At 39.0% G+C, this 18,813-nt stretch carries 13 protein-coding genes and 1 pseudogene; 7 read left to right on the top strand and 7 right to left on the bottom strand.

Translation table 11 applies throughout. The features are described 5' to 3' along the window. Positions 1–1,476 (bottom strand): annotated as a pseudogene (locus tag KV40_RS27875) (hypothetical protein); the annotation flags it as partial. A 20-nt stretch (positions 1,477–1,496) separates the two neighbouring features. On the opposite strand from KV40_RS27875, the gene KV40_RS27880 reads away from it, so the two are divergent. From KV40_RS27880 to KV40_RS27915, 7 genes are all read left to right on the top strand, one after another. Next, on the top strand, positions 1,497–1,976 hold the full coding sequence (locus KV40_RS27880) for a hypothetical protein (RefSeq protein WP_036488097.1): 480 nt from the start codon (positions 1,497–1,499) through the stop codon (positions 1,974–1,976). Positions 1,977–2,152: 176 nt separating this feature from the next. Next, positions 2,153–2,569, top strand: a complete 417-nt coding sequence (locus KV40_RS27885) for a hypothetical protein (protein WP_036488100.1) — start codon at positions 2,153–2,155, stop codon at positions 2,567–2,569. A 120-nt stretch (positions 2,570–2,689) separates the two neighbouring features. After that, positions 2,690–2,932: a hypothetical protein gene (locus KV40_RS27890; protein WP_036488103.1), complete on the top strand. Its 243-nt coding sequence runs from the start codon at positions 2,690–2,692 to the stop codon at positions 2,930–2,932. Between the two features lie 88 nt (positions 2,933–3,020). Then, entirely contained in the window at positions 3,021–3,869 is an 849-nt protein-coding gene (locus KV40_RS27895; protein ID WP_036488106.1) for a hypothetical protein, read from the top strand. A gap of 10 nt (positions 3,870–3,879) precedes the next feature. Further along, positions 3,880–4,143 (top strand): hypothetical protein, encoded by a 264-nt coding sequence (locus KV40_RS27900; RefSeq protein WP_036488107.1) that lies wholly within the window; start codon positions 3,880–3,882, stop codon positions 4,141–4,143. A gap of 133 nt (positions 4,144–4,276) precedes the next feature. Continuing rightward, positions 4,277–5,224, top strand: coding sequence for a DUF932 domain-containing protein (locus KV40_RS27905; protein ID WP_036488108.1), 948 nt, complete (start codon positions 4,277–4,279; stop codon positions 5,222–5,224). Positions 5,225–5,445: 221 nt separating this feature from the next. Next, a complete protein-coding gene (locus KV40_RS27915) occupies positions 5,446–5,817 on the top strand; it encodes a hypothetical protein (protein ID WP_036488112.1) in 372 nt (123 codons plus the stop codon). Between the two features lie 84 nt (positions 5,818–5,901). On the opposite strand, the gene KV40_RS27920 is transcribed toward KV40_RS27915, so the two are convergent. From KV40_RS27920 to pglX, 6 genes are all read right to left on the bottom strand, one after another. Next, entirely contained in the window at positions 5,902–7,182 is a 1,281-nt protein-coding gene (locus KV40_RS27920) for a hypothetical protein (protein ID WP_036488115.1), read from the bottom strand. Between the two features lie 15 nt (positions 7,183–7,197). Further along, positions 7,198–7,953 (bottom strand): hypothetical protein, encoded by a 756-nt coding sequence (locus tag KV40_RS27925; protein ID WP_036488118.1) that lies wholly within the window; start codon positions 7,951–7,953, stop codon positions 7,198–7,200. Between the two features lie 19 nt (positions 7,954–7,972). Then, positions 7,973–10,393 (bottom strand): dynamin family protein, encoded by a 2,421-nt coding sequence (locus KV40_RS33815; RefSeq protein WP_036488120.1) that lies wholly within the window; start codon positions 10,391–10,393, stop codon positions 7,973–7,975. 393 nt (positions 10,394–10,786) lie between these two features. Further along, positions 10,787–12,841, bottom strand: a complete 2,055-nt coding sequence (brxL, locus tag KV40_RS27935; RefSeq protein ID WP_036488122.1) for a BREX system Lon protease-like protein BrxL — start codon at positions 12,839–12,841, stop codon at positions 10,787–10,789. Between the two features lie 13 nt (positions 12,842–12,854). Next, the gene (gene pglZ, locus KV40_RS27940; protein ID WP_036488124.1) at positions 12,855–15,347 is read right to left on the bottom strand and encodes a BREX-1 system phosphatase PglZ type A; all 2,493 of its coding nucleotides are present in this window, start codon (positions 15,345–15,347) and stop codon (positions 12,855–12,857) included. 13 nt (positions 15,348–15,360) lie between these two features. Beyond that, entirely contained in the window at positions 15,361–18,810 is a 3,450-nt protein-coding gene (gene pglX / locus KV40_RS27945) for a BREX-1 system adenine-specific DNA-methyltransferase PglX (RefSeq protein WP_036488127.1), read from the bottom strand. Positions 18,811–18,813: the final 3 nt, after the last annotated feature.

The raw sequence follows: 18,813 nt of genomic DNA on the forward strand, positions 1-18,813 counted from the left end.
TCCCTGATAGGGAATTTTGTCTCTTTTGACAATATCGGGGTAACGATTTTGTTCGAGGTTATATTCTTTAACTTCTTTGGCTAGAATTGGAAACTTTTCTGCCATTTCAAAAGCCAAGCGATCGCCATCAAAATCCGCCTGTAAATGTTTGGCGGCGGCAACTGGATTGATATGTACTACTCCTTTAAGATGCTCTACTTCTGGTAGGTGGCGATTCTTGAGAACTATTACCCCGTTGGAGTTGATTAAAGGCGACCTAGTAACGATAACTTCTTTTCCTTCAGGTATATGAGGAATACAAATTTCATCCTCTTTTAGCTTCAGACTCGGTTGTGCCATTCCCGCCTGAAACTTAACGCTTCTGCCTGTGGCTATGTCTGTCCATCTTTTTCGGACAAACTTGTTTAATTCGTCGATAATTTTAGGGTGTTCTGTTAGTTTTCCATGCTTGTCGGCTTTGAGTAATTTATATAATGTATGGTCTTCTTCGGTAATTTTTGCTTCGTTATCGCCAAAAGCTTCGTCGATTACTCGCTCGAACCCTTCTAATTCCTCGTAATTTTGGTTTTTGTCCCCTGTCTGACTTAACACTTTTCTTTTCTCATACAGTTCGATATAATTCTGAGCTAGCTTTTGCGGGGAAGTTTGGTCGATCGCCAATTTTTTGCCTTCACCCTTTACTAAAGCTAAAATCTCGTTTTTTACTGCTTTGGGATAATTAACCAGTACTTGAGTCCCCAGACTTTGCTCTCCATACTTAGCTAGAGTTTTAATCCCTATCCCCACTTTGAGATTGTATTCTCCAGGTTCTATCGGTTCGTAGCCTTTCTTTCTTCCCTTGAAGCTACTAGTTGGTAAGATTAGATCGTAGCCAATTTTTCTCAAGGTTCTACCGTCTTGCGATCTTTTAGTAGTTATCTCTGTTCCGCTTAGGCTATCCAGTACGGCTGGAGCTAACGTACCTTTAGCTATTCGATATACCGAATTTTCTGACTGCGGTTTGATTCCCAATCGGTACTGAAATGGCGTATTGTCCAATCCCGTAAATTTTTCAGCCATTTCCAAACCGATTTTGCCATAGCAATCACCTACTAACTGTTTGGCTTCTTCAAGTGGCATGATGCCACCATTAACTCCAGTTTCATCATCGACAACTAAAACTCTAGCGTCTATTTCTTTAAGACTTTGACAAGGAGTAAAAATTAAGCTGCCGTATGCCGCTCCATCCGATTGATTGGGATATACTAAAGATCTAACTTCGCGATCGGCAAAATACAATCTCTGTCCAGAAGCAAACTGCAAGGTTTTGTTCTTGTAGTTTTCCAAGTGTTCTGGTGTTGTAATATTTTGATAGACTGCACCTATACTGAAGGTGGTATCGGGAAACAAATACTCTGCTAAAGAATTCTCAATTTTTTCGTTAATGTCTATATTCTGTCGAGTCAGAGTATCGAAACGATCGAGCTTTAGAGTCATATCAGCAAACGGTAGAAAAAATGACTAGTTTTGATTCAGCTTTTTACAGAGAACAAAATGATGACGGGTCAATGACTCCACAATACCGCCAACGTTTGAGAAACGATGGTTGGAGCGAAGCAGAAATCGATTGGGTAGAAGAAATTAATATGCGCCATACCAGGATTGATCGCGAAAATGCCATTGCCAGAAAAAAGCATGAGGAATATTGTGATGAATTGAGTAGACAACGGAAAGCAGAAAGAAGAGAACGAGAAAAGTTGGGAATCGAGCCAACGTTCAAAATTTTATATAGCTCCCCCGATAGAATAGATACTAATTCAATGAGTCCCGCCAAAAGACGAGCTTTTGAGATGCGCGGATTAGATACCGAAGAACTTCTTTCTCAAGGATACATCGATTTAGACGATCTAGATGATTCTTCTAGTGAGGTCGATGAGGAAAGTAATTTTCGCGAATTTTCTGATGAACACGATTCTCCACCAGAAATACCTTTTTAGTAGTGGCTACTCCTCATTTACAACTCCAACCCGAAGATTGTTCTTTGCTGGGTTTGTTAATTCTAGAGCATATAAAAAAGCATAAACCAAAAAAAAACCTAAATAGTAGCTCGATCGATTCTGGCTGTCGCCAAACATTTCATGAAAGTTCTTATCCAAATTGTTAGGAAAATACCATGAAATTAATCCAAGCTACCGTTTCTAAAGCTGCAAAACAAATCCCTACCAAGTACGGCGATAGGGTTGTACTTAACTGCCTAACCTACACAGGAGAAGAAATTGCGGTTTGGGGCAATCCAGGGGATAGCACTCTTACCAATCGTTATCCTAACGAGCCTGTAAATCTTGCCGTAAACGAAAAAGGTAAATATTCTGTCGTCGAACAAGTCACGAGGAATGCTACATTACCATCACCCAAAAGTGACAGTAAAGCCGAAGAAATTAAAGATTATAGCCAAAGACTAACAAAACTTTACTCCCACTGTTTCAGAACCGTTAGTAGTGAATTGAGTAATACAGATTTGCCACTGGAATCTTTGAAAGATATTGCAACTTGTGTGTTCATAACTACTCAACGAAAATTTAACCTTTGAACGATGGCAAAAGCCACCGTAAATTAGCGCGATTGCTACTCTCAACATTTTAAGCAATCGGCTATTATCACTTTTTTCCTTCCACTTCATCACTAAATTACATCATTACTGTTTATTCTCATGGAAAATCTTATCTTCTCAGCAATTCTCTATTTGATTCCACTGCTTTTCTTTTATTGCCCGATAATCAAAGCACTTCATAGAGCGATCGCGTTCGAGCGCACCAAAAGAGATCGCCTCAACAGCATCCCTTTTACTAGCCCTCCAGAACTGTTTGCTCTAGCCGAGGAATACAAAATATTCGTTCCGACTCAAATAGACCAATACGATTTGCAAAACGTTTTAATCGCACAACTCTGTTGATTCTTTATTCGAGCAGTCAATGTCAACGATACAAAGCCTATAGGCATTGACTGCTTTGGTAACACAAACTTTCTTTCTCGTAATTATCATGCCTTCATTAACTCAAGAATTGTTTAATTCTTATAGCCCTTTATACAAATGGTTTCAGACCAAACAATCTCGCTGTGGCGACCGCCTGATCGAGAACCATAATTTGCAAATGGAGCAAAATCAAATTATTCGTCCCGATGGACAAATTAAAGATTTTGCTCTTCTAGGTACGGCATTTGTCTATGCTTTCCGCTGGCATTTAGGCTTGCTCGATTGTAGTTTCGACCAAACGGTAGCAGGTCAATATTTAGATTTGACTACAGCAAGTCAACTTTTATCTGCAAAAACTTTGGAAGAAAGAGCAATTGCCTGTCTCATATTTGCTGCTTACGAAAAGCAATATCGCTCTGGTAGCGTACATGAAATAGCTACAGTTTTGATGAAAAATTGTGGCACAAAACTCAAGCCAGAGTTGCATTATGTCTCTGTAATGGTTGACGATTTAGTCAATCTAATTGGTTCTATATCCTCAGTTTGGGATAAAAGCGACAGTAGTTTATCCAAAGATAAATATTACTTAAATTCTGTTTTTTCTGGTAGCTATTTTATTAGTGCCGATGCTCAACAAATAGTCGATCGCACGGTAATAAAATGCTTTACTACTCTAAAGAAATATCCTCTAACACAGCAGCATTTTTGGCAACAAGTAGCTTATGTCTTATTAGATTGGGATGACGAATACAAAATCGAGAAAATCTGTTGGTATTATTCTAGACAAAAGGCTGTATTTATTTATCCGATAAATTCTTTGTTTAAAGATTTAACAGAATTAAGAGCCGAGTTTCGAGAATTTGTTGAAGAAAATTATGACGAAGAAATTTGCGAAATTCCTCTTTTTGAATTTTAGATAGAAATCCATGATTGACATTACTAACTTCAAAGTTAATCCTCGACGCTGCAAAACTTGTCCCTTTAACGACGACGGCTGCATAGACATACGAAATACAGTCATCCGAAGAATATTGACAGAGGAAAAAAGTCAAGTCTGTCATGGCACTAATAACAAAACACTTTGTCGTGGAGCTAGAGATTATCAGCAGCAAATCTATTTTCGCTTGGGAGTTTTGGAAGCTCCTACTGACGAAGCCTGGGATAAAAAACGTCAAGAGCTTAACTGCTAACATTTCGACTACGCTCAATGTTAGCCCTTCGACTACGCTCAGGGCTAAAGATTGGCTAACGCCAAACATTTTATGAACGGGTTTGAGCATCTAACTCAAACCTAAAAAAACAATGTATTTGGTGAATAATATCATGCCACACGAATTTGAATCAGGATTTTTCGTAGCTAAACCCGCTTGGCACGGTCTGGGCAAAGTTCTCAATAATCCTCCTACTACTCAACAAGCAATTGCTGAAGCCGATTTAGACTGGATTGTAGAAGAACATCCTATTTACCAAAGTCCCGAACCTCATGAATATAGTCGATTGCCAAACTACAAAGTCTTGATTCGCTCTAGCGATCGCCAAACTTTGGGAGTTGTCGGTAAAAACTACATACCCCTTCAAAATCAAGATGCTTTCAAGTGGTTTGATTTTTTGTTGCATGAGGGAAATGTGTCTTTAGAAGCGGCTGGTTCTCTCAAACGTGGCAAACGCATTTGGGTTCTTGCCAAAATMGATCGGTCTACAGCCGACATTGATAATGGCGATACAGTCAATCCYTACTTGCTACTTTCTAACAGCCAYGATGGAAGTCTTGCTGTTTGGATTCAATTTACTCCGATTCGGGTAGTATGTTGGAATACGCTGAGTTACGCTACTGCTTCCCGTCATAAAGAMAAGRCTGTAGGTAAAGCTTTCCGTATTCGCCATAGTAGCAACTTRAACGAACAACTWTCYRTCGCTCAAAATGCTTTAGACTTTGCCAAACAGCAATGGAACGACTCTATCGTAAGCTATCGGCAGATGGCTAGAAAGAAAATCGATAAACGGCAATTCGAGCAATATCTCGAACACGTATTCGACCTCGATCTAGATTCTGTAACTTCAATTCGCGCYTACCCCCAAATTGAATCTAACTTTCTTAAAGGACGTGGCAATGAAGGAAAGAATCTCTGGCACGCTTATAACGCTGTTACTGAATGGCTCGATTATCAAAGAGGACGAACTMAAGCCACTAGAYTAAATTCTGCTTGGTTTGGGGATTCTAATCGAATTAGAGCCAAAGCTCATCAAGCTGCTGTTGGCTTGCTTTGTTAGATATCAAACCAACAATTTTAAGTGATGTTAATAATGCTACCAGTTATTGGCTGGTAGCAGTTTTTGGATGTTCCAAAGCGGCTGAAGTAATTTTGCAGTTAATGAACTTAACCCCGAAATTACTTCTAATATTTGAAAAAAATGTTCCAGACTGTCACAGAAACCTACGCCCTATCAATAATTCGACAGCTTAATTTAATCAATTTATCACCAAAACGACAATGAAAACTTTAATTCAAAACCTTACGCCATACCAAACCCTTTATCGCCACCCTTTTACTGGAATAGCTTGGATTGAAGATGATTCAACTGGGATGGCTCATAGTTGCCATCCTAACATTTGTGCTACTGGTTCTTCTCAAGGCATGATTAAATTAGGCTATTGGCAATCATCAGACCGCATTGTGCGCTCTAATGGTTATTTCTACAACACCAGCAACATCGTCATCTCTAACGAATTAGACTCTCTAGCTGCTACCAATTGCCTCTGCCATTCTTGTCAACAACAACTTTCGGAAGTCACGCGATTGGCAAAGCCAGCGGGCAAAGCCCGATCGCACCAGAGAATACTTGCATTGCGGTCACTCTGCTAGTTTTCCTCTCCAACTTACACTGAAGATTTAGAAGATGCTGTTGCTAGGCTTCAGCACACAAGAGCAAGATCGCTTTTCAATGAACTATGAAATAGAAGGCAGAGTATACCAACCTTCTTGCATTTGTTTGCTAGGTAACAAGTCACGACTGCTGTTTACGTCTGCTTTTTGACATAGAGAAGTAAATGCTTGTAAACTTTCCAATCTGGCAGTAAGTTCGCTAAAAGTATCTAAATATTCAGCGATCGCTACCTGTTTGTAAATCCAGTGGCGGTCGAACTGAGAAGCATAAGACATCTGAAACTCAACGACAATGTCATCTAGCTTTTCTTGTTGTTTCTCTGGAGATAAGTTGCGGTCGCGATCGCTAATATCGGCAATTCTAATAACTCTTTCTTGGCTGATATGTTCTTTAAATAACGGTGCGGTAAAACGATATGCCGTATTTAGTTCGGGACGTTCTGTGGTTAATAAACTGTTTGCCCATCGTTCGGCATTTCGTTTAAATCTGGGAACTTCAAAGCTTAAGATTTCCTCGGCATCTTCAAACTTGCCTACCTCTAATAATAAATGCGCTTCTGTTGTCGTAGCTACCGCCCATCCTTGAGTGGCGACATCAGCGAGTAACATTTTTTGGGGTTCTAATTCGGGCATGATTTGTAATGCGCGATCGGACATTATCATACGGACTTTAGCAGCTACTTTTAAAGCAGACTGAATAGAAGTATCGGGAAAGCGATCTCTTTCTATCAGTTCTGCACGTAGTTCGGCTATTTCTTTGATAAGAATTGTACGATGCAGTTCATCTATCTTCTCGGCAAGATGTATTTGTCCCTGGCGGTTTTGTTCTACCAACAGTTGTAGATAAGCTAGATGACCAGATATAGCGTTCAAATGATCGTCAATATTGGCAAAACCAGCTTCCATTATCTGCTGCATTTTACCCAAAGAAGTCTGAACTTGATTCAGCTTATAGTCCATGTAAGCAAAACCAGCAACGCTAACACCTAAATTAAGTACGCTCGCACCTGCGGCAACTTGTGATAATCCTAAGATAGGAGACAAGGTTTCTTGAACTTGACTGACTTGATTACTAACAATATCAAGATTATCAATAACATTTTTTAGTTTGTCGATAGTAATACCATGACCAAAAGCGTTAGTAATTAAATTGGCAGTCCCTAAGATTGGATTTGCTGCCATAGTCATTAGATAATTGGTCATAGAAGGAGTTTCGACTAAATGGCGTACTATACGACCTGTTGCAGCCTCACGAATTACTCCACCATATCTCGTTAAACTGCCACTTAATAAACCTTGAATAATAACGGGGTCTTTAATTAAAAAAAGCGGATTGATTAACATTATTAAAACTGCAAACTAGCGACTATAAAATTCTGTATGTTCGTAAGCTTCGCATGACAATCGAGGAGAAACTTCGATTTTTGGTGATTTATCAGCCAACTCAATAAAAGCATCTCTACGATCCATAGGATTTACATTAGGAGCAAATCTAGAATCATCACGATCGAGTTCTATTTTGACGAAATGAACATCATATTCAGATTTTGTTGTAACTGAAGGGCGAATATTTAATTCTTGCTTAATTTGTGATTTATTAAATTCGTTTTCAGTTCCGATCCATAAACCCTGAGTTGCACCGTAAAGTTTAAAACTGTCTTCTGGGTTGAGATAGTTATCGCTTTTTAATGAGTCTATTAACTCTTGATAACGATCGCTTTTTATTAACAAAACTAAAATGTTTTTTTGCTTAATATAGGCTTTTGATGATAAATAATTGGCATCTTGAATAATTTGTTCTTCTAATTTATTAATTTTCTCTTTTTCATTTAATAAATACTGTAGCAGACCTGCTCCAGTAGCTACAAATGCAAGAATTAAAACTTTGTTTGTTGATTCATTATTAGCAAAAATATTTATTTTGTTTAAAAAATTCAATGGATTATCAACAAGCTGTATTTTGTTCAGCCATTTATTAGCATTTTCCTTTACTTTTTGAGTATCATAATGTCCTAATTGAGAAATAATACGACACCATGAAGCAACTGCATAACCTATATCTTGATTACGAGCATCTTGAGCAAGCTCGTTTATAATATGATTAAATTTATTCATGATTAGCTAATTTTTGTAATTAATTGCTTTGTCTTATTTGCTGATGAATTTCAGTAACTAGATTCAAATTTTGCTTAAATTTCTTCCAGTATTCTTCTTTAACTAATTCATTTTTTTCTATTGCTTTAAGCTGTTTGTCAAAAGCTATTTCTGATGACTTGGTTTCTTTTTCAAGATTATTCTCAAATTCATTAGTAATTTGTTCCAAATACTCATTGATCCAATTATTAAGAGCATCCCAAAATTTTTGTTTTTCTGAAGCAATTCCATCTGCCCATTGACGTGCCATTTCTTTATAATCAGGCAGTTTTAATTCTCTGTACTCAATATCACCATAGATATTTTTAGTAACATTTTTACTTTTGTGCTGCTTAAAACAACTACCTTCTGTGTAATACTCTGTTTCTTGGTTTTGTCCAACTACTTCTCGTTTGCTAGTAGTATTTTGCTCAATATTAACAGAAAAATTAAATATATCTATTGGAAGTTTAGGAGGATTTTGAGTAATGCTAATTTCAAAATTAATAGCAATTGCTTTATCTAAATCTATTTTGGAAAATATTTGATGGCAGAAAATTTTTAATTTTTCTATCGGAACACTTACTAAAGATAATAATCCTGTTTCAAGTTGTTTTACTTTTCCTTGTAAAGTAAATTCGGCTCTCGCAGTCATCGCTTGACGCATTGCATAGTACAGTATACGAACAGCTTTTTCTGCATGTTCCATACTGCGTATTTTTTCTTTGTTATCATGGCGAGCTTGTATGATGAAGCAACCAGTCTCATCTCGCTCAAATTTGTTTAGTTTATGATTGACTAAATCGTAAGCTTTAGCAATGGCTTTAGCTTTAGGAAGACTAACAACATTAGCTAGTTCTTCTTCTAGTTCGTAAGTTCCTTTGTCTTGCTCAAAAGCATTTCTGACAGATGAAATTAAATGTTCCAATAAATCTTCCTCAACTTGCCTAACAGTGTCGTAAAAGGAATCAAAACCCTCAATACTTCGTCTTTCTAAACGACTACGAGCCTGTTCATTTTTTTGTTTTAATACTTCAATTCTTTTTTTTACCTCTTGCTGAAACTGAGTGCGAAGATTTTTAACTTCTACAGCTAATTTTTCTCTACCATCAATAATGTTTTGTCGCTCGTCTTCAATCTCTTTTTTTTCTCTAATTTTCTTGATTTTAAGTTCGACATCGATCGCGCTAACTAAAACTTCGTAAAGATTGAGAACTTCAATTAATGCGGGCAGAATAACTAATTCTGAAAAAGATTCACTAACGCGATCGCGCATACACTGCCAAAGTTTGTCACCACCGCTCCAATCATAGATATGGTAGATGACTTTTCGCATACTTTCGTCATCGATAATTTCTCCATCATCTATCCGATCTTCTAAGTCTGTAAACCACCTTTTTAGTTTTTTATCTTGTTTTGTATTTAACTTAATTAGACCTGCACAGTCTACTAACATATTGTTTAACAATTGTTGGCGTGTAGAAGCATCTATATTAGAATTACTGTTAATAGCTGTTGCTCCCCAAGCGCATTGAGCATAATAAAGTAGTCGTCCACTTAAAGGAATAATGTCTGGTAATTCTACTAGGCTTAGAGTTTCTTGTATTTCTAACTGTAATTGGTAAATTCTGTCCGCGATTGCGATATCATCTTGACCTCTTTGATCGACTCGGTTAAGTATAAATATCATTGAGTCAGTACGTCCTTGAAAAAACTCAACGACTTTTTTTAATTCTTCAAGTAAACGTTTACGATGGCGATCGTCTACTTGTAGGTAATCCAGTGCAACTAAACTAAAAGCTTTGTTGACTTGTTGTTGAATAACTTTGAGATTATCTTTGTCTTGAATTGACTTCAATCCAGGCAAATCGATAAACTCAATCCCGATTCCTTCTGGTAATCCGAGTAAACTAGGATCTTCGGCTGGTAAAATCGGAACACAAGCTGTAACCTGTGGTGCAATTAATTCTTGCTTCTGTCGTGCTTGATGATAGGGAAACATCACGCCATTACGAATGCAATCGTATATCTTCCTGTCGCTTAAATCCGTCCAAGTTCCTGTTTCCCATTGGGCGTTTTCCGTGTCTGCTACAAATAATTTAAACTCTTTGGAATGCTTAATTGTTAATATTCCACCGCTCATTTCTCCTGCTTCGATGGGGGCAATTTTTCTTCCAATTAGAGCATTAACAATTGTCGATTTACCAGAAGAAGTCGTACCGATAGTAGCAATAGTAAAATTAGGATTTTCTAGTCTAGTTACCGACTCTTCATAAGCTTGGCGAAATTTCGATAAAGCATCTTGAAGATTGGGACTATCTAAAATATCGGCATAGTTTTGAGCTAGACTCGCAACACCATTTCCTAGCTGTTTGAGAAGAGTTCGTACTTGCTCCAGTTTATTGTATGGTTCTGTTGTCATTATTTATTGAGAAGCTACACAATTTAGAGTTCCCAAATTAATTGACAAAATCTCACTCAATACCTGGCGGGAGCAATGCGAAATAACAATTTCGTAGAATTAGAGTAAACCCGATCCACCATAACTACCCTGTTTTACGTAAGCCTCCAACAAAGAAAATTTGTAATGTCAGAAAGAAACAAGAAAAGCTCATTCTCAAATAAGAAGTGTTTTAGCAGCTAAGACCGACCGAACAATGGTGTTGTAATCTTCTAGTATGGAGAAAGCAAGATAAGAGCATCAAAGACCAGGGAATAAGTTCTATACACGCTGGAGCGTGTCCAGAGCGAAGCTCTGGGAGCATCAAAGATGCTCGGTTGTAACTCACCAATTTTGGGAAATCTTTTCTCCAACCTATTTATTACGCAAAAAAGTTACCTCAAATGCCTTACAGTTCCTATACTCCTGTAATCTGTTTGAAATTGAGAATACATCGTTCATTTCATAATGTTGAAAAATATCTAGTCCGCGATCGAGAGATATCTTCCAGTTAGTGTCAGTAACTATGTGACGGGCATGAATAGTATTTGTACCGTCAAACTCCCAACTAAATTCAATACCAGCAACAGAAGCCGATTTTTTAATGCTTTCAAAATATTCTATTTGAGACTCACCTTTAAATTCATCTAACGTAGTAATTAGGTGAATGTCTAGCTCATCTTCTTTTGTCTTCTGTTTAATTGCGGTTTCGATAAATTCCATCAGATTTCTTGCCTGATGAAAAAGCCGAATATAGGGATCGGTAACTACAATCTTCTTGGCACTTCTTAGGTATGGTCCAAACAGCGTGTCAAATGAAACACCACGCTGATTTTCTTTATATACAAGATGCTTCTCTTCTAAAATACAAAAAGTTATTTGTTTTTGATTGTCAATCGAAGATAATTCGGATTTCTCAACAGTTTTAGAAGTTGCTTCGCTATCTTTGCTCTCTAGCTTTTGATAGTAGTAAGTTGGGTATTCTTCTTCTTCGAGAGTGGTAACGGCTTGAGAAATACCTTCACTATTATCATAGGCGAAGTGAACCTCAGCATAAGTAGAATCGATCCGAAGTAGCTGGTCTTTGACGCGCTTACGCCCTTCTATTGAAAAACGCAGTAAATCTTCTATTTCTTGTTTGTTTGCTATACCATCGGGGAAAAGAATTTTCATCAAGCCTGAAAAAGTTTTGTGAATGGCATCGCGATCGCGAGTTGAAATGTCCGATGAGAGGGTAAAGTGGTTTTGGTAGCGATCTGAGTAATCGTAGTTTCGCATCGAGCGCAGAATTTCGGCGAGGTAATCGACTACAAATCCGTAGTTATTAGAAAACATTTCACCCCTAATGATATCCACCTCCCAGCCTGGGATATAGAAATGGATTCGATCTAAAAATGCCGAGTCGTGAAATTTATCGGGCAGTTCCTCAAATAAATCGGAGTGTTTGAGCATATAGGGAACGTTATGCTTGGTGTTGCCGACAAATACCATCGAAGCTTCAGCACCTAAAGTTTCTACACCCCGCGAGAATGACTTATTTGCCATATAGTTCTTCATGATGTCAACCAGTGCTTTGTTGACCCTCTTCTGTTGCCCAGCAAACTCATCAAAAGCTACTACATCCCAGTATCCAACCAGACCAATTTTGCCACTGGAATTATTAACAAACAGTTTGGCAACGGTTACTTCTCCGCCCGATATTAGGATGCCGTGAGGAGAAAACTCGGAGAAAATGTGAGATTTCCCTGTCCCTTTGGGACCTAGTTCAATTAAGTTATAGTTACGTTCGCAGAAGGGAATCAGACGTATAAGCTGGGTTAATTTGCTGCGTTTGCCAAACAGTTCGGGATTGAAGCCAATACTCTGCATAAGTAGATCGATCCATTCTTCGGTGGAGAAGTTTTGGCGCGCTTTTACGTAGCTATCAAAGTCAAAATGAGATAGCTGAATTGGCTTGAGGGAGGACAAAATCCAAGGACAGGCATTTTTATCTTCAGTAAACTCATATTCAACATCGGCAATACACCAGACACCGCTCACCAAAAGCTTGGGATGTTTTTTTACCGTTGTAGAATCGACCAGAACCTTTTTAATTCCCAAGTTGGCAAAAGTAGCTTCGTAAACATCTGCTTTTTCATTAAGGGAGACCTGAATTCTATCGATAACCTTATAGCGACCTTTTTCTTTGATGTTTGAACGGACGAGTCCTGCTTCGTTGCGGTGAACGTAGTGTTGGCGTAAGATTTCTTTTACAGTATCGATGCCCTTCTCGATCGTAGCTTCATCGTTGGTGGCACAATATTGTCCGAGGAGATACTCCAGTACATAAGAAGGAACGATCGCGTTACCTTTGACCATTTTTACCAGATCTTTGCGGACGACAAGACCCTGAAAGTGCTGGTTAATTTTGAGATCGAATTGATTCTTCAAGATTTACCCTCCTTTAAAAATCAAAATCACTGGTAAAGGAACGGCGCATCATATATTGCAGCGACCGATACTCTTGGTATTGGGATGTTCCCTCAATTTTTTGCTCCAGACGTAGAATCACCTCCTGTCCGTTTAATTCATCGGCTTTCTTGGTTAGGATAAACATTACTCGCTGCTCCCGTTCTCTAGGGTTTAGAGAGGGAATATCGAAGTTTAGCTCGTGAGCATCAGAAATTAGTTCGCCATTTAGAGCATAAATTCCCGCTCTGAGGTATCTAGGATGTATTTTTTCGGTGATAGCTTCCGTTTGATAGAGAGTAACTACCAGTTGTTTGGAAGAAATAATTGAACTTGTCCCAGGAATGATGTTTACCTCAACTAACGTTGTATCGCTCTGACGCTTTTTGTTGATTTTAAGTACGGGGATGACTATTTCTTGTAGCGATGCCCCTCCATGAACGTATCGGCTACCAGAACCTTTGCGGCGTAATCGATTGATTGATTTAGGAATTTGTACTTCCAAGTCTCCAGAGAGTCCTAGTTCTTCAGAAGTAAACTTTCGCAGGCTAGAATTTTCTTCAAGACCTCGACCGAGGATAAAACGGCGATCGCGAAACAGAATTTCTTCTCCTTGGGGTTCGACGCTGGCAAAATCACTTTCATCGAGACTGCGGTTTTGATAAATAAACCCGTGATCGGCGGTAATCAAAATGTTGCTGACATTAGCATTAACTATTTTCTTAACCAGTTGAATTAGCTCTTTGAGGGTATCTTCTACCGCTTCAAAAACCCTTTCCTCAGTGTCCCGTTTGTCACCAGTAGCGTCGATACGGTTGTGATAGACATAAACAAGATCGTGATTGCTAGCTAGCGATCGCCTATCTTCTTGATTGAGCTTCATCAATTCTTCGGCTTTGACCGCAGTAGCCCTTCCTGGAAGAGCGCGATCTAATTGCTTTTGGCGGTTTATCAGTCCTTGGGAGCTTTGTTCGTCTACCTCAACATTGCCCCTGTCGGTTAGGCTCAGAGAACCATTGGGCAGCAGTGCTGCCATTCCCAGTTGAGTGTAGCTGGGTAGCATGGTCATGGCAGCTTCTAGATCTGCTTCATAGCGGTCTTCGCTGCGAATTAACTTTAAAAACTCTTCCCCGATTTCATATCGTAGAGCATCAGAAATAATCACAAATACCTTACGATTTTTCTTTAAGAACGGTTCTATCCAACGGGAGAAAAATTTTCTCTGAAGAGTTACTTCGGCAGCAGACCATTTTTCTGTATTATCTACTAATGATTGCCAGCGATCGTTTAAGGGTAAAAGGTAGTTGTTAACGTAATGATTCTCAACTAAATCGCTCAAACTCTCCATTACAGAAGATTCCGCAGATTGAAGCACATGGTAAACGAATTTACGATAGAGTTGGTCGAGGCGAAACCAAGAGTGACAATATTTTTGAATTCCTTCGGTAAGAGAATCTATTGTCAAGTATGCTTCATTTAACTCTTTTATCAACTGAGCTGCTGCATCAATAGCTAGATATAAATGTTCAAACTCTTCATACCAATAGCTTTGTTTGCGCTGCCGTATCCAGGAAGTAACATCAAAGGAAGATAAAGTTTTAGTTACAATACCGCGAACGAGATCGCTAATAATTTTTTTCTCGATTACTCGAAAATAATCTATGTCAATCAGATCTGTAATCTCTCGCGTTGCTAAATCTTGCTCGATTCTAGGGTCTTCAGCGCATTGTTTTGACAGGGTTTTAAAAGATTCTTGCCATTTGATGCTGTCTTTCCAACGCTTGAGAAATACGAGGGCATCGGGGGTAAGAGAAACTTCCTCTCCCATACCCATCTTGTAACAGGAAGTAAACAACACGATCGCAAAATCTTTTACAGTGGGTTCGTTGTAGTTATATCCGTAGTGGTATTTGACTTGCTTCCACAGAAAACTATCGAGTTGGCAGCGAGCGATTAATTTATATTTCTCTTCTCTATTGTTGGCAACTTCAGCTAAAAGAGTTTCGAGAATTGTATCTATACGCGCATCGGCTCCCGTACACACTGCTAGCATCTTTAGCTCGATGTCATTTGCTGTATCGGTGGATTTGAGCAAACTTTTTAAAGAGTTTTTCCGTTCTTGGGCTTTAAAAAACTCAAGATGATTCTGGACGATCGCTGAAAATTCTAGCCCTAGTTCTAGTTCGGCAAGCCACATCCCAACGCGATCGGTTCTAAATTCTCCTTGAGCGAGTTTTACGTCTAAAAGCCAGTTATCCAAATCAGCAGGGGCAGAACCTTCTTGGTAAAGTAAAAACTTCTGTTCGGGTTCTTCCCGCAGAATACGGTATTTAACGCCAAATTCATTGTTATTGAGTTCGATCCTCTTAATATCATCGAGACTCAATTCTTCGTATTCAGAACGGAATTCCTGCTTGCTATCGTACCAAAAGATAATGCGGTGTTTGGCGAAGAGCTTAGTTAGTGCTTGAGCGATTTTGGTTGTCATCAATTTGTCCCCTTTATTTCTGCTTCGCTTCCAAACCTGTAACTTTCTTCAACGCAGCACCCAACTTAGGGTAGTTCGTCTTTACGCCATCGTCGAGGTCGAGTTGCACCTGCTGAATAGCCAGAGGATAAAGAACATCGCGCTCGTAGTCTTTTAATTCCTCAATGGTTTTGTTAAGCTTGGTAATTTCCTTAATCGCCTTAGTTTTTTCTGACTGGGAAACCTCCGCACTGACCTCGATTTGTCTTAAATTTTCTACTCGTGACTTGAGCTTGATTTGAAACTCCCGCAGATAGTCGTTTAAGACGACGCTGACTGTATCGGGACGGTAGCGGTGCAGATAAATTAGAGCATTGAAGCTTCCTTTGGGGCTGGAGAACAGCCAGTAAATCGGACGTTTTTTGTAGCGTTTAACGTGATCGTTGTAAAAATCCTTGAGGAAATATTTGCGAATATCTTTACCGATCGCTTGTTCGATAAACTGTAAATTTTCCTCGTAGTGTTCTTCACCAAAGGTTACTCGTAGAAATTGGCGAAAGCGATCGCAAATATCGTCGGCAAACCAGTCACCATCGAGAATGGGAATAACGTTATCTTCATCAGGGGTAAAGGTGGGTTCGGGTACTTGTTGGTAATAGTCTTCAATGGTTTCTCCCTGATTGGCAAGAATTAAACCTGGCTTATCGAGAGAATAGCGACCAAACATACAGCCCACAGCATAGGAGATATATTCCTTCATCGTGTCCGCCAGCAGTAGGGCTTCTAGTTCTGCTTCGGGTTTGGTGTGGTCGTAGCGGTAGTAAGGGTTGCAGGTTAAAGTAATTTCGTGAAGGGGAACATCAGGAGTTAGTTCGTCTTGAAGTCCGTAGGCTTCGATGAAAATGCGATTATTTTCTTCTTCGAGACGCTGCATCCTTGAAATTTTTTCCTGCCAGTATTGATTAAGTTTGTTGTAAGTTACCTCTAAAATAGGTTGATGATAGTCAATCTTTAGCAATGGGAGAACAGCGAAATTCCACGAAGTTTCATAAGAGTCCCAATCGCTTTTTTCTTCCTCAATGCAACTACTTGCTAATTCAAATTTTACAAAGTTATCTAAGATTGGAAGTTTGTTTAACTCTTCAATCAAAATGTTTAAAGTTGGAGAAAGTAGGTTCGCAAAATAAAGAGCTGTTTTTGAATTTAATAAGGAAGTAAATTTAATAGCTTTATCTAATGATTCAAAAGGAAGAAAATTTCCAGATTGATCGTTGATATGTCCTGTGTAAAATCTGAAAGAAGGTTTACTTGATGTTAGTGAACTATAGGCTACATTAGGTTTAAAATTATGCTGTATATTTCTGACATAAGACCTGTCAAAATTGCAAATTTCTTTTCCGTTATTTTCCCAGTTTATAAAATATTCTTGATTTCCATACCATTTTCTCCATTCTCCTCCTTTGTTATAGGGAATCCATTTAACATCTTTACTTTGAATAGATATTTCCCAACAAAATCTCAAAAATCTGTCATTATCAGCAGTAGATATTCCTCGCTTGAATCCGCCAATAGAATTAATATTTGTAAATTTTATAAATATATTTCTAATTGTTTCAGAAATATCGTAGTGAAGAGGCTTTCCTGGGATCTTTTTGAAATCAACGGCAGAAGCAAGATAATACCAGTCACAATCGGGATTTTTGATTGCTTCAAGAACTTTGACTGGTTGCAAGTTTGCACCATAAAACTGCCTCAAGTCTATGAAAACTCCTTTATAATTAGGAATTGGATTTTGCCATAGAGTAAAAGCGCATATTGGAACATAAGCAGAGTCGAAAAAAGCATGATATTCTGGTCTTACTAAAGACGTAATAGTGCTTTCATTGAGGATGCGAGAGCGTAATTCTTCGTAAGAGCTAAGGAACATCCAAGTGAAAGGAGTCATAAGTCCTATAAATCCCTTAACTTGAACCATATTTCTTATTCGCTCTATAAACATAGCAAACAAGTCTGATTTGCTATCTGAATAGTTAGTTTTAGCCCACTTTGTTAAATTGGGATTCATTCCCTTACCACCCATGTACGGCGGATTTGCCACTACCACATGATATTTAGGACTCAAATAATCAGCTTGTTTTAAGACCTGCAAAACCTTCTGATGAATATCATTAAGAAATAAATTCTCTCCTGGGTTCTTTTGCTCTAAATGTTTAAGCATATGCTCCACGTCGGTCAAAACTGGTTGAATCAAAGAGCCAAAGTTGTCAGCTTCTTTAAACTGATTGAGCGTTTCCAATAGCGGAACTGTAAACAAATCATGCCCTACAAAATCCATGTAGTCGGACAACTCATCTTCAGTAAATTCAATCGGCTGTAACACGCAAATGTTGGGCTGCACTGGTTTTCGTAGAAACCTGCGGTACTTTTCCCGCGCCTTCATAGTCAGGGCAAAGGCTGCTAATTCTCCCGCTCGTTCGTCGATTTCAACGCCGTAGAGATTTTGGGTTAAAATCTTTTCGGGAATTTCCGATGGTTCGTACCCTTCTTCTTCGTAGATAGCGTAGAGTAAATCGAAGGCGTACACTAGCATATGTCCGCTACCGCAGGCGGGATCGCAGATTTTAATCTCTTCAGGTGTCTTTACCTGTAAAAATTCTGTTTCGACTTCTTCAGGAGGAATATAGTATTCCATCTTGTCCGCCAGCTTAGATCCTGGATGATTTAACATCCACAACCGTCCCAAAGAATTTTCTACCAAATACCGCACGATCCAGTGAGGCGTAAAAAGTTGGGTGGCTGCGGGAATATTCTCGGTCGTAATTTTCTGTTTCTTTTTTAGTCCCGCAAAAACCTTATCTTTTTTCTCAGAAATATAAAACTGATACAGCCAGCCAATTACCTCCACATTCTGACAAGCCTCTGGAGTCATCGCTTCGCGAGTAGCAGCCAGAATCGATTCTGGCGAAAGCAGGTCATCGGGAATTAAAAGCTCTACATAGTCAGCTATCCGCTCGAACAGGTAGGGCATAGCGCGGTGATAGTAATTACAGACCGCCACCAACAGCAGACGATAGGCTTCTCCTTGGGGGTCTGGACTATGAGTCTCGCCACTTAAAAGGGCAGCAATCTCACTCTGAGTCTTGGCTGACACCATTTTGTCATCAACATGACCCATCTTCGCTTCGGCTAAAATCTCTGGTTGCGATCGCCCGACCGCAGCAGAAACCACCCCAATCTTGGTGTAGCGATTAGCATCCATAAAGCGCAAAGCACAAAAGCGGTTAAACCAAGTGTATGCCACCTTATCAATTACTCGCTCTTTGGTAAAAGTGCCGATTTCTTTTTCTAGCTGTGCCACAGCATTGGGATATTGGCGACGTGCTGCACTATTTTCGGCAAGCACAAAGGTTAGTTTGCTGGCAACCTGCTCGATTAAGCTTCGGCGGGCATTTTGAGCAAATTTTTTCAGGTTTGTGGTGTCCATACT

The organism is Myxosarcina sp. GI1 (genome assembly GCF_000756305.1).
Classification (GTDB): Bacteria; Cyanobacteriota; Cyanobacteriia; order Cyanobacteriales; family Xenococcaceae; genus Myxosarcina.